This window comes from Lacisediminimonas sp., assembly GCF_030645335.1.
In the GTDB taxonomy this organism is placed as follows: Bacteria; Pseudomonadota; Gammaproteobacteria; order Burkholderiales; family Burkholderiaceae_D; genus Lacisediminimonas.
This window is the reverse complement of the sequence record NZ_JAUSNH010000102.1, coordinates 1-12,715: the sequence shown is the minus strand read 5'-3', so window position 1 is coordinate 12,715 and position 12,715 is coordinate 1. Positions and strand designations below refer to the sequence as shown.

At 63.2% G+C, this 12,715-nt stretch carries 12 protein-coding genes; 2 read left to right on the top strand and 10 right to left on the bottom strand.

The window, feature by feature from the left end:
* Positions 1 to 48: 48 nt before the first annotated feature.
* From Q7T64_RS07045 to Q7T64_RS07005, 9 genes are all read right to left on the bottom strand, one after another.
* On the bottom strand, positions 49 to 480 hold the full coding sequence (locus Q7T64_RS07045; RefSeq protein ID WP_304793402.1) for a DsrE family protein: 432 nt from the start codon (positions 478 to 480) through the stop codon (positions 49 to 51).
* A 151-nt stretch (positions 481 to 631) separates the two neighbouring features.
* Positions 632 to 1,069 (bottom strand): RidA family protein, encoded by a 438-nt coding sequence (locus Q7T64_RS07040; protein WP_304793399.1) that lies wholly within the window; start codon positions 1,067 to 1,069, stop codon positions 632 to 634.
* Between the two features lie 41 nt (positions 1,070 to 1,110).
* Entirely contained in the window at positions 1,111 to 3,537 is a 2,427-nt protein-coding gene (locus tag Q7T64_RS07035; RefSeq protein WP_304793396.1) for a xanthine dehydrogenase family protein molybdopterin-binding subunit, read from the bottom strand.
* Positions 3,524 to 4,033 (bottom strand): (2Fe-2S)-binding protein, encoded by a 510-nt coding sequence (locus tag Q7T64_RS07030; protein WP_304793394.1) that lies wholly within the window; start codon positions 4,031 to 4,033, stop codon positions 3,524 to 3,526. The genes Q7T64_RS07035 and Q7T64_RS07030 overlap by 14 nt, the downstream gene beginning before the upstream one ends.
* Positions 4,030 to 5,439: an amidase gene (locus Q7T64_RS07025; RefSeq protein WP_304793391.1), complete on the bottom strand. Its 1,410-nt coding sequence runs from the start codon at positions 5,437 to 5,439 to the stop codon at positions 4,030 to 4,032. The genes Q7T64_RS07030 and Q7T64_RS07025 overlap by 4 nt, the downstream gene beginning before the upstream one ends.
* Positions 5,440 to 5,445: 6 nt before the next feature.
* Entirely contained in the window at positions 5,446 to 6,408 is a 963-nt protein-coding gene (locus Q7T64_RS07020) for a D-2-hydroxyacid dehydrogenase family protein (protein WP_304793387.1), read from the bottom strand.
* Between the two features lie 40 nt (positions 6,409 to 6,448).
* Positions 6,449 to 7,603, bottom strand: coding sequence for an aromatic ring-hydroxylating dioxygenase subunit alpha (locus tag Q7T64_RS07015; RefSeq protein WP_304793383.1), 1,155 nt, complete (start codon positions 7,601 to 7,603; stop codon positions 6,449 to 6,451).
* 76 nt (positions 7,604 to 7,679) lie between these two features.
* Complete coding sequence (locus Q7T64_RS07010) at positions 7,680 to 8,669, bottom strand: 2,5-dihydroxypyridine 5,6-dioxygenase (RefSeq protein ID WP_304793379.1); 990 nt, start codon at positions 8,667 to 8,669, stop codon at positions 7,680 to 7,682.
* 13 nt (positions 8,670 to 8,682) lie between these two features.
* Positions 8,683 to 9,420 carry an FCD domain-containing protein gene (locus tag Q7T64_RS07005; protein ID WP_304793376.1) on the bottom strand — a complete coding sequence of 246 codons (738 nt, stop codon included), beginning with the start codon at positions 9,418 to 9,420 and terminating at the stop codon, positions 8,683 to 8,685.
* 187 nt (positions 9,421 to 9,607) lie between these two features.
* Here Q7T64_RS07005 and Q7T64_RS07000 point away from each other — a divergent pair, with 187 nt between their 5' ends.
* Together Q7T64_RS07000 and Q7T64_RS06995 are read left to right on the top strand one after the other, a co-directional pair.
* On the top strand, positions 9,608 to 10,351 hold the full coding sequence (locus tag Q7T64_RS07000) for an aspartate/glutamate racemase family protein (RefSeq protein ID WP_304793373.1): 744 nt from the start codon (positions 9,608 to 9,610) through the stop codon (positions 10,349 to 10,351).
* A 228-nt stretch (positions 10,352 to 10,579) separates the two neighbouring features.
* Positions 10,580 to 11,545: a tripartite tricarboxylate transporter substrate binding protein gene (locus tag Q7T64_RS06995; protein ID WP_304793370.1), complete on the top strand. Its 966-nt coding sequence runs from the start codon at positions 10,580 to 10,582 to the stop codon at positions 11,543 to 11,545.
* 97 nt (positions 11,546 to 11,642) lie between these two features.
* On the opposite strand, the gene Q7T64_RS06990 is transcribed toward Q7T64_RS06995, so the two are convergent.
* Positions 11,643 to 12,662, bottom strand: coding sequence for a LysR family transcriptional regulator (locus tag Q7T64_RS06990; RefSeq protein WP_304793367.1), 1,020 nt, complete (start codon positions 12,660 to 12,662; stop codon positions 11,643 to 11,645).
* Positions 12,663 to 12,715 lie beyond the last annotated feature (53 nt).

Genomic DNA, 12,715 nt, shown 5'->3' with positions numbered 1-12,715 from the left:
CGCACCATGATGCAGGGGCCGCCAGCCAATGCGGGCGTCAGCACCGCTTCATGGTTTCAGGTAGCCGTAGCCCTCGCGCGTTTGCAACTGGCCTACCCGCACCACGCCCGATGGCGTGAATTCAGCGTCCATGCTGAACTGCTCTTTTTTCAGGCTGCGGTTTTTCAGCGTGATTTCGCATACTTCGAAGCGCACGCCCCGCGACTTCAGTGCGCCGACCAGCGCGCCATAGTCGACATTGGCGTTCTTGGGATCTTTTGCGCCATCGAACAGGAAATCCACGCCATTGGCATGCGTGACCACGACAATCTTGGTCTGCGGCGCGACATCGAGGTGGTTGCGGATGTTACGCAATCCCTTGGTCGCCTGCGACTCGGCATTGTCGATATGGTAGACAACCTTGTCCTGCGCCAGCGCATTGCCGGTGATCGAGATGGCAGCCAGCGCCGTGCAGGCCAGCAGGTTTTTGATAGCAAGCATGATTGTCTCCTGTTTGCGGGAATCAGGAGGATCCGTGTCCCCGCTTGCGCCAAGTGTAGGTACCGGCGCGCAGTTCGGCAAGCCAATCCGGGGATTGTCGCGGCAAACCCCGCCGGCGGCGAACCTCCCGCCCACTGGCCCGATCTGGGGATCAGTCGCGATGCATGACGACGTCGGCCTCGATCTCGATCAGCGCGCCGTCGCGCACGAACTGGTCCACCCGCAGCAGGGTGCTGGCGGGAAATTTTCCCGGCTCGAAGTATTCCGCGCGCACGGCGTGGACATCACGGATCGACTCCTGGTCCATCTGCGTGACGTAAATCCGTACGCGGACGATGTCGGCCAGCGACCCGCCCTGCCCTTCCAGCGTGGTCCGGATATTTTCAAACACCTGGCGCGTCTGGTCGCGCATGTTGCGGGCGAGCAGCACGCCATCCTTGGCGCCAGTCTTGCCGGAGATGAACAGCAGGGTGTGGTCGGCCAGGTCGATGCGGACCGCGTCGGAATAGGCCGCACCGTTGGCCGTTCCCTTGAGCGCCTCGATGCCCTGGGATTTTTCCCCGGCCAGTCCGATGAATTTTCGTTGCATGTCGTGTTCTCCGTCTGCTTGAATGTCTGGCCAGCGGCCAATCAGTTGCCAGGGCCGGGGCGCGCCTTCGCGTCCCGAATCAGGCGTGCGATGTTGTTGGGGGACAGCGGCAGCCGGGTGATCTGCACGCCCAGCGGCGACAAGGCGTCGGCCACCGCGTTGGCCAGCGCGGCGCCGGTAGCAATGATGCCGCCCTCGCCGGCGCCCTTGACGCCAAGCGGATTGGACAGCGAACGTGCATGTTCCATGCTGACGCCATCGACGTTGGGGAAGTCAGTAGCGGTGGGCAGCAGGTAATCGGCCAGGGTGCCGGTCAGTAGCTGCCCCTGCTCGTCATACACGAATTCATCGAGAAAAGTGCCGCCCAGCCCCTGCACCGCCGCACCGATGGTCTGGCCATGCACGACCGCCGGATTGATCATGCGACCGACGTCTTCCACGGTCAGCAGGCGCAGCACTTCCACCATCGCCGTTTCGGTATCGACGGCGACATGCGCGATCTGCGTGCCACCGGTATAGGTCAGCTGGTTGTCGTTGCTGAAGGTGGCTTCGGCCGCCAGCGCCGACGCTGCTTGTACCGACCCGGCGCTGGCTTGCTGCGCCAGGCTTTCCAGTGTTGCCAGTACGGCGCCGTCATTGCTGCCGCGCACCGCGCCGCGCGCAAAGGTCAAGGATTCGACTGCACGACCGCTGCTTGCCGCCACATGCGCCAGCAGTTGTTGCCGCAAACGCTGCGCCACCAGTACGATGGCGCCGCCGGACATCACCGCAGAACGGCTGTGATAAGCGCCAAAGCCGCGCTTGACCAGCGTGGTCGAGCCGTGGAACACGCGTATGGCGTCCATGCCGATATCGAGTTCGTCGGCCAGCACTTGCGCCATCACCGTTTCATGCCCCTGTCCGGCGGAAGAGGCGCCAATGAACAGCTCGACCCGGCCGTCCGGCGTGACCTGGATGCGCGCATCCTCGGATGGTCCGCCGCCGGTCGATTCGACAAAGCAGCCCATGCCAACGCCATACAGCCGGCCGTCCGCACCGCGCCCGCGGCCAGCCACCAGGGCCGGATAATCGGCTTCGGCCAGCGCGCGCCGCAGTACCAGCGGATAGTCGCCGGTGTCGTAAATGGTGGACGGCAAGCCCGGAACCAGCGCGCCGGCATCGTAGGGCATGGCCTCGGGAGGAATCAGGTTCTTCAAGCGGAACTCGGCCGGGTCCAGGCCCAGTTCGACCGCGGCAATGTCGAGCAGCCGCTCACGGAAAAAAGTCGACTCATAGCGACCCGGTCCGCGGTAAGTGCCGACCGGCGTCTTGTTGGTCATCAAGGCCTGCACTTCAAATTCGAGGTGGGGGATCAGGTACGGCCCCTGCAGGAACTGCGTGCCCTTGCCCGGCCCGACGCCGCCATTGGTGCGGGTGTAGGCACCCATGTCCGCCATCAGCAAGCCGCGCATGGCGAGGATGATGCCATCGGCCGAGACCGCGATTTCCAGCCGGCATTCCATCTCGCGCGAGTGGTTGGTCGCCATCAGGTGTTCGCGCCGGTCTTCTATCCACTTGACCGGCCGGCCCAGTTTCATTGCCGCAAACGGCACCAGGAAATCTTCCGGATAAAAATCGCCGCGGACACCGAAGCCGCCGCCGATGTCCACTTCGATCATGTCGATGCACTGCTCGTCGAGCTTGAGCATGCTGGCCAGGATAGTGCGATTGGCAAACAGCACCTTGGAGCCGCCCCACACCTGCATGCGCCCAGCCGCTGCATCCCACTCGGCGACAAAGCCGCGGGTTTCCAGTGTGAGGGCCGTGTGGCGGTGGATGTTGAACACTTCAGAACGGGTGTAATGCGCGTTGGCGAAAGCGGCATCGGCGTCGCCGCGCCCGACCGTGTAATGCGAAGCCAGGTTGGTGCCGGGGCCGTCATGCAGGATTACCTGGTCGGCCAGCGCGGCATGCACATCGACCACGGCCGGCAATTGCTCATAGTCGACCTGCACCAGTTCCGCCGCATCCTGGGCAATCGCGCGGCTCGTTGCCACCACCATCGCGATCGGTTCGCCGACATAGCGCGCACGTTCGTCGGCCAGCGGCATCTGCAGGAAACGCTCAAGCCCCGGCAAGGCGCAAACGCGCTGCGGTATCGGTAATGCATAGTCGCGGATGTCGTCGGCGCTGTACACGGCCAGCACACCCGGCAGGGCCAGCGCGGCGGAGATGTCGACTGCGCGAATGCGGGCGTGCGCCAGTGCGCTGCGCACCACCATCGCGTGCGCCATGTCCGGGCGCTTGATGTCATCGACATAGCAGCCGGTGCCGGTCAGGAAACGGATATCTTCGCGCAGCGGCAGCGCCTGGCCGATCATGGGTGACGCGGCTTCGCCGGACTTGCGCAGCAAGGCCGGGTCTTCAATTCGTTCGGCGTGCTCGGCACGCGCGGCTCCAAGGTACAAGGCCGGTTCACTTTTGCCCATGCGTGCCTCCGGAGTTTGCCAGCACCGTGCTTGACTGCATCTGGCGCGACGCATCCAGGATCGCTTCGACAATCGGCACATAGCCGGTGCAGCGGCAGATATTGCCCGACAGCAGATCGCGCACTGCATGCTCGTCGGCGGGCAGCTTGCCGCTTTCGAATGCGGCGGTCAGCGTGGTCAGGATGCCTGGCGTGCAATAACCGCATTGCAGCGCATGATGCTCGCTGAATGCCTGCTGCAACAAGCGGCCGATCGGCGTGCCGGCCAGCGACTCGACGGTGCGTACGCTGCTGCCATCGGCTTGCGCCGCCAGCATCAGGCAAGAGCGCACCGGACTGCCATCGACGATCACGGTGCAAGCGCCGCACGCGCCCATTTCGCAACCGACGTGGGTGCCGGTCAGTTTGAGTTCGTGGCGGATGAAGTCCGACAGCAGCAGTCGCGACGGCACTTCTGCGTCCACGCTGGCGTCATTCACCGAACAGTGCAATTTCATTGTGTTCCTCGCCATTGCGTCATGATCCATTGCGCAAATCCAAACAGTTCGCTGTCGCGTCCCGGCAATCCCATCAGTTGCAGCCCGAACGGCAAGCCGCCAATTTGCTGCACCGGCAAGGACAAGGCCGGTCCGCCAACGAGCGTCCAGGGCACTGAAAAGGTCCGGCTGCCGGTATTGTCCAGGCCCAGCGGGGCAGCGCCGGAGGAAGAGGCAGTCACGAATGCATCGACCGTGCCAGCCAGCGCAGCGACTTCGGCACGCAATGCGGCACGCCTGGCGACGGCATCGGCATAGTCATCGGCGCGCATCTCGCTGGCCAGTTGCACCAGTTCCTGCACGCGCTCACCCACCAGCGCAGCGCCGCAATCGAGGTAAGTGCGCAGCGGCCATTGCGCTTCCCAGGCAAAAATATGCAGTGCGCTGGCTGATATCTGCGCCAGCAGCGCTTCGATCCGTGCGATCGATGGATCGCTGCGATCGATCATGTCGACACCGGCCGCCACCAGGCCGGCCATGGTCTGTTCAAAAATTTCCCGGGCGGCGCTGTCGAGTTCGGCCCAGCCTTCGGTATCGAGCCGCGCCAGCCGCCGCAAGGGCACGCCATTGCCAGCCTGCGCGCCAAGCCGGAGCACCGGACCGCCATAGTCCGGACCCACGGCGGCGATCGCTGCGGCCACTGCTTGCGCATCGCCGAGGTCGCCGGCCAGCACGCCGAGCTGGTCCAATGTCGGCGCCAGCCGCCCGATGCCGTCGTAGCACAGTGTGCCGATGCTCGGCTTGTAGCCGACAATGCCGCAATACGAGGCCGGCCGGATGATCGACGCCTGCGTCTGCGTGCCCAATGCGGCCGGCAGCATGCCGGCGGCAACCGCTGCGGCCGAGCCGCTGGAAGAACCGCCGGGCGTGCGCAAGCTGTCGTGCGGATTGCGGGTCGGACCGGAGCGTCCGCAGGCGAATTCAGTCGTCACCGTCTTGCCCAGCACGATGGCGCCGGCCTGCTTCAGTGCCATCACGCAGGCAGCATCGCGGCGCGGCCGGAAACCGGCGAACAAGGGGCTGTTCATCTGGGTCGGCATGTCGCGCGTGTCGATGATGTCCTTGACGCCGACCGGCATGCCGTCCACCGGCGACAATGGCCGCCGCTGCCGGTAGCGTTCCCCGGCCTCGTCGGCCAGGCGCCGCGCCGTGTCCAGGTCCAGGTGCACGAAGGCGCGAATGGCCGGCTCATGTTTTTCAATGCGGGCGATGCAGCGTTCGAGATAGGCGCGCGGCGTGTCGGCCTGGTCCAGGAAGTTTTGTACGCAGGCATGGAAGGGCGCGGGCGTGGCAAGGGCGGCCGCATTGGCACTGGACTGGGCAGCGCCGGCAAGTTCAATCGCAGCAGGAATGGCAGCGTTGCTCATGGGCGTTCAGGTCGGCAGGACGACGCGCACCGGCGCACCCTTCAGGTAGCAGGCAATGTTTTCCACCGTGTCGTGGAAAAAAATCCGGTAGGTCTCTTCGGTCACATAGCCCAGGTGCGGCGACAGCACCACATTGTCCAGCGCCAGCAGCGGATGCGAGGCCGGCAGCGGCTCTTGCCGGAACACGTCGAGCGCAGCGCCGCCCAGGCGCTTTTGCTGCAGCGCCAGCACCAGGGCGTCTTCATCGACGATTTCGCCGCGCGCGGTATTGACCAGGATGGCGCCGGGTCGCATGCGTGCAATCCGCTGCGCATTGACCAGGTGACGCGTCTGCTCGGTCATGGCCAGGTGGATGCTGATCACGTCGCTGGTTTCAAACAGGGCGTCAAGCTCGACCCGGCGCGCATCCGACAGCGCCGCCCGGGCGTCGTCCAGCGTCGGGCTCCATGCCTGCACCTGCATGCCGAATGCATGGCCGATGCGGGCCACGCGCGAACCCAGCCGGCCCAGTCCCAGGATACCCAGCGTGCGCCCCTGCAGCGTCATGCCCAGCGTGGTCTGCCAGCGACCGGCGCGGATTGCCCGGTCTTCCTGCGGCAGGTGGCGGGCGGCAGCCAGTATCAAGGCCCAGGTCATCTCGGTGGTGCAATGCTGCGTTTCGCCGCCGCGCGTGCTGCACACGGTGATGCCCTGCGCCACCGCCGCCGCCACATCCAGCGTGTTGTGGCGCAAGCCAGTGAACGCCAGCAGCCGCAAGCGCGGCAGGCGCACGATCAGGCTCCTGGGAAAGCGCATGCGCTCGCGCATCAGGCAGATCACGTCAAACCCGGCCAGGCGCTCCACGGCCTGGTCCTCGTCGCCCAGGTGCTGCGCAAAGCTGCTGACCTGCACGTGGTCGCCCAGCACAGACCAGTCGGCCATCTTGCTGGCAACGCCCTGGTAATCGTCGAGGACTGCAACCCGGATCACGATCGTTCCTTGCTGTGGTGGCGTGGTTCGGTCAATCTGGTCAGGCAGCCTTTGCGCCGCCGATTTTATCCATGTAGTCCTTCAGCACATGGTGAATGCCGCGCTCCAGCGTGCTGAGCCGGCCCGGTACATAGTTGCCGGACGTAACGCCATTCTGCAATGAATTCATCATCGTCACGTCCTCCGCCAGCACCAGGCGGATGTAGTCGTCATACACCTTGAGCTTGTCGGCGAAGCCGGGCTGGTCGAACCACTCTTTCGGATACAGGTTATAGACAATGGTGCGGCTGGTCGTGGGCGAGGTCGGCCACATGACCAGCGGATGCACATTGTCGATGCGCGCGATGACTTGCATGTTCGGTGACAGGTGCGACGAACAGGCGAAATTCTCCGGCTCGTGTTCCAGCGCCGGCATCTTGCCGAACAGGCTGACCGCATCCGGTGTCATTGGCCTGGCTTCGTAGCGGGTGAATGTGCCGCCGTGCTGGCGCAACAGGAACGGGAAGTTTTCCGGCGGTCCGCGGTGCTTGCCGAAGCTGTTGTAATGCAGCGTGCGCACGTGATAGACGTCCATCAGGTTTTCGACCACGAATTTCCAGTTGGTCGGCAGGTCGAGCACGACCTTGGTGCCCAGGCGCAGGTTCTCCATCTTCAGCATCGACAGGTCACCGACGTAGTCGCGCAGATGCTCTTCCAGCGTCATCGCCGGTTGCGGCGCCAGGTTGATGAATATCCAACCGGCCCATTGCCCGACATGGAGGGTCTTCAACTTGCAACTCTTGCTGTCGAAGCCGACTGACTCGCGCATGAACGACGCGCCGACCAGGTTGCCGTCCAGGTCGTAATTCCAGGCGTGGTACGGGCAGCTGAAGAATTCGGCGTTGCCGTCGCCGCTGGCAATTTCCACACCGCGGTGCAGGCAGACATTGGCGAATGCATTGAGCTCGCCCTTGGCGTTACGGGTGATCAGCACCGGCTCGCCGACGATGCGCATGGTGGTGTAGTCGCCCGGCTTTTCGACCTCCTCCACCCGGCCCACGCACAGCCAGTCTTTCTTGAAAATCTGTTCCTTCTCCAACTGGTACACCGCGTCGGAATAATAGATTTCGCCCGGGGCGTGTGACGCAGCCTCCACCGGCTGCACGGTTGCCGTCACATCGAGTCTGGCGGCGTCCTTGATTTCGATGACTTTCATGATTTTTCCCCAATGAACAAGATTCAGATCGGATTGGATCGACGCCCACAGGCCGGCCGGTCCGGGTTGCCGTCACTCAGGCGAGCACTTTTCCCTTGTGCGTCATGGCCCGGCCGTCCAGGTAGACCGAGCAATTGCGCATCGGAATATCCATATGGCACAGCGTGTCGCGCGCGCCGCCGGCGTCGGTGTTGGGACCGGTCGAGAACAGGAAATTGCCGGCAAAGGAACGACCGTCGTTGCCATTGGTCTGGCGCAGCAGCCACTGCAGCGCCGACCAGCGCGCGCGCGGGTTCAGCCCCCAGCCCAGGTGCGACACGGCATACGCTTCCGGATCGTTATGCTCTTCGATGAATGCGCGCAGCATGTCGGCGTCAAAGCCGCCGCTGATTTCGCGGATATAGCCTTCGCGGATATCGAGCCGGATCGGCGAGCGGACATAGTCCTTGAACGGAAAAATGATATCCCCGGCATCCAGCACCACCACGCCATTGGCGCTGCGCTCATTGGGCCAGGTGGCCAGGAAACCGGCAGGCCAGTGATCCCAATGGCCGGGCTCGTCGGTGTAGCCCCATTCCAGCAATACCGGGAAGTCGCCCAGCGCCACCGTCAGGTCAGTGCCGGCGTCGGATTCAATGCGCATTGACTTGGCCGCCTTCATGAATACGCCGGCGTCGCACACCGCTTTCTTGTCCGCTTGCGTTGGCAACAGGCGCACCAGCGCTTCCGGCGGCTCGGTCACGTACAGCATGCGCGCGCCCTTTTCGGTGATCATGCCCAGCTCGTAAGTGCGCAGCAGGTGCAGGCCGATGAAGTCGAGGATGAAATCCGTCTGTTGCAGCGCCGCCATGGCCGGCTTGTTCTCGCGCAGCGGCTTGTTGCGGATCTGCGGTTCCAGTTGATAGACCTGGCATCCCAGTTCTTCGAAGGCCTGGTGCGCCGCTTCCAGGTTGCGCAACTGGATACCGGGGCGGGTCAGTATGGCGACCGATTCCTCCGGCTTCACCTTGCACAGTGCCAGTACCTTGCGCCATGCATCTACCAGTTCTGCCTGACTGACCGCCATTGCCGTCTCCTGACTAATTGGATGGAATCGAGGGTTCCTGCGCTGCCGGCGCCGGCCCGTCGCCATGTTGTTCGCCGTCCCGTTCTACCGGCCCGACTTCTGCCTTGTACCGCTCCCAGCCATTGAGCACGTGACTGCGCATGACTGCCGCCGCCCGCTCCGGATTGCGTGAAGCAATGGCATCGATGATTGCGCCATGCTCGCGATCCGATATCTCGCGCCCGCCGCCTTGCACGCCACTGCGCCGCAACAGCCGGGTTTCCTTCATCAGGCGGCTGTTCATTTCGGCGAACTTGCGGTTGCTGGTCATTTCCACGATGCGGTCGTGGAAGCGGATGTTGGCCTGGAAGTAAGCGTCCAGGTCGTCGTCCCCCTGCAGCGCTTTCATCTGCCCCACGATCTCGCGCAACTCGGCAATCTGTTCGTCCGTCGCCCGTTCTGCCAGCATCTGGCCGGCCAGTGCGTCCAGGCCGGCGCGCACTTCATACAACTCGAAAGCCTCATCCAGCTTGATCTCGCGCACGAATACGCCGCGATTGCGGGACAGCCGCAGCAATCCCATTTCTTCCAGCCCGCGGAATGCCTCCCGCACCGGGCCGCGGCTGACGCCGAGCCGCTGCGCCAGCTCCGCCTCGGCCAGTTTCTGGCCGATCTGGAAAGTGCCGTTGACGATCAGGCGCTCGATCTCGTCCTGCACCGCCTGCGGCAGGGATTTGGTCTGCAGCACCCGTAAATCCGATGACAAATTCATTTTCTAGTCTCATGCGATTGGCAAGAAACGGATGGTCTCATGCCCGCCAGGCATCTTGCAAAGATCCGTAGACTTGCGATTAATCGGATTGTAGACAATCCTATTTTGAAATGCTAGAGTTTTTTAACCGCTGGCAATTACGCCAGTTTTCCTTGTCCTGTCTTTCCTCAATTCAATGGAGGCCCGCTTGAGAATTCGCGTAATTCGTCCCGGTTCGAAACAAAATACCGACCCCGGATTCATGGAGCATTCGGCCCGTGTCACGGCGCAATACGCGCCTGCCGGCATGGAAATCGAAACCGTGTTCCTGGATGCCGGCGCGCATGGCGGGCCCATGACAGGACACATCAACGAAGCGCGCATCCTGTCGGCGGCCAAGCACGTCGTGCATGAAGTGGTGCGGGCAGAAAAAGAAGGCTGGGACGCGGTCTACCTGTCCGGCGAATACGACGTCGGCGCCGAGATTGCCCGCCATATGGTCAAGATTCCGGTGGTCGACAGCGGCACCGTGGCGGCGCATTTCGCGCCCTTGCTGGGCGACCGCATCTGCGTGCTGGTGGTGGAAGACTCGCTCAAGGCCTATACCCGCAAGCTGTTGCGGCGCTGGGGCGTGGCCGACAGCATCACGGCGATGCGCACCTGGAATATCCCGCTGGGCGAACTGTGGCAGCGCCGCAGCGAAGTCAAGGAACTCAGCATCCGCATCTGCAAGGACGCCATCGAACGCGACGACGTCAACGTGATCCTGCCGATGTGCACTGTCTACACGCCCTTCATCCTGCCGCCGGAAGAACTGGAAGACGCGATCGGCATTCCGGTGGTCAACAGCGTGGCCGTATCGCTGCGCACGGCGGCCATGTTCGTCGACCTGAATATCCGCAAGAACCAGAAGATGTACCCGGATACGCCCTACGAGGTGTGGGGGGAGTGATGCCGGCGCAAGCGATCCAAAACTACCGAGACAGGCGAAACGATCGAGTCGTGCAGCACGATCGGGGCGTTCAGGGCGTACGAGGCGTGCAAAACGTCCGTTGAAACATGCAGCAGAGTTCGGGGCCGGCGCCGGCGTCTGATAAATACCGGCGATACGCCCTTGTTGACAAGACGCTCTGTCCGTCGACTGGACAGGGAGCATCCAACAGTCCGTATGGAGATCTACATGCAAAACCTGCTATCCCGCTTCGCCCTGCTCGCCGCCGCACTCACACTGAGTGCAGTTGCGATTGCGCAGGAGTATCCGAACAAGGCCGTCAAAGTGGTGGTGCCCTATCCGCCAGGCTCAGGACTCGACCGCGTCGCCCGGCTGACTGCCGAACGCCTGGCCCGCAAGCTCGAACAGCCGTTCGTGGTCGAGAACAAGTCCGGTGCGGGCGGCAATATCGGCGCCGATTTCGCGTTCAAGTCGGCGCCGGATGGCTACACGGTGCTGGTGACGCCGCCTTCGCCGCTGGTCATCAACAAGACCATGTATTCGAAGCTGCCCTACGACCCGGATGAGTTCGTGCCAGTGTCGATCATTGCCTCGCTGCCCAATGTGCTGGTGGTGACCAACCGGCTGCCGGTGGAAAATGTCGCCCAGTTGCTGGCCTATGCCAATGCCAATCCGAACAAGCTGAACTACGCTTCTCAGGGCGCGGGCACCACGCCGCACCTGACCGGTGAAATGTTCAAGTCGATGTCGGGTGCAAAAATCGTGCATGTCCCCTACAAGGGCGTCGCCCCGGCGCTGACCGACCTGATCGGCGGGCAGGTGGAAATGATGTTTGCCGACATTGCTTCGGCACTGCCGCATATCCGCGCCGGCAAGGTCAAGGCGCTGGCCGTGGGCAGCACGCAACGCACACCATTGCTGCCGAACACGCCGACCATGGCCGAGACCATCCCCGGCTTCTCGTCCGTGCTGTGGTACGCAATGGCGGCGCCGCCAAAGACCTCGCCTGACATCGTCAACAAGCTGGCATCCACCATCGGCAGCGAAATGAAGGATCCGGGCGTGATCAAGATTCTGAACGACCTGAGCATGGAAGTGATCGCCGGCACACCAGCCGAAGCGCGCGCCTTCATGCGCCAGGAAGCAGAGCGCTGGGGCAATGTGATCCGTACCGCAAAGATCACTGCTGACTGATTGGCGATTGCGGCAAGCGGGACGGCGGCGTTGGCGACAGCATCGGCAGCGTAGCCGGCCTCGGCAGCCCGGTAGATTCAGGCCAGCAGACCGGACATCATCGGGCAGCCTGTGCGTCTGCGTCCACCGCCATCGCCGTCCCGTTCAGGAAGGTGGTGCCACGGATTGTCTCCATCAGCACATCGAGAATGCGCTGGGTGTTCGGCGAGAACGAGCGCAAATGCCGCGTGATCAGGCAAATCTCCCGAGTGATCGGCGGGTCGGTCAGTTCACGGAAACAAAATTCATTCATCGGAACAGCCTGCGCCGCCAGTGAAGGCAGCACGGAAACCTTGCCGCCCAGTTTCAGCATGGCGTACAGCGAGGTCGTGCTCGACGCATGGTCGTAGGGATTGGCGCTCTTGCCCAGGCCCAGTTCGGGATAATTTTCCAGGAAAGCGCCAATGCCGGTGTCATTGGTCAGAGCGATGTATTCGCAACCCGCCAGGGCCGACCAGCGCACCGGCCCTTTTTTCGCCGCCAGCGGATGTTCGGGCGGCATGATCACGCCGAAGGGATCGCGCAGGATCGGCTTGTAATCGAGCTCGGGATAATCTTTCAGGCGACTGGCGATGCCGAAGTCGACTTCGCCATCGAGCACCGCCCGCTCGATGCGCGCCGAGCCGGCGTCCTGCACCGAGATCGTAATTTCCGGAAACGCTTGCCGGAAAGCACGCAATGCCGGCGTCAGTACATGCACCACAATCGACGGCGCAGCGGCGATGCGCACATGGCCGCGCTGGCTGGTGGCGATAGCATGCAGGTCGCCGATCGCGTTGTCAAAATCCCTGACCAGCTTTTCAGCGACCGAGCGAAAGCGGATCGCTTCCGGCGTCAGGTCCACGCGCCGGGTGGTGCGTTCGAACAATTCGCAACCAGCGGCAATCGACTTTCCGAACTCGGTGTTGGCGAATGGATTGAGCGGGTTCTCGAACATGAGTTTCGTCATGTCCGCCATGGCCCGCGCCGGGTTGAGCGAGGCCTGACCCATCTCGTACATCCAGTACATGGGGGTGGTCAGCGCAGGGCTGACCTCGGACGGCAAGGCAGGTGGTCGGCCAAATTCGCCAATCGGCATAGTGATTCCTCGATCCCGGTTTCGCGGCGCAGCATACTGTCGAGAGCGCGACA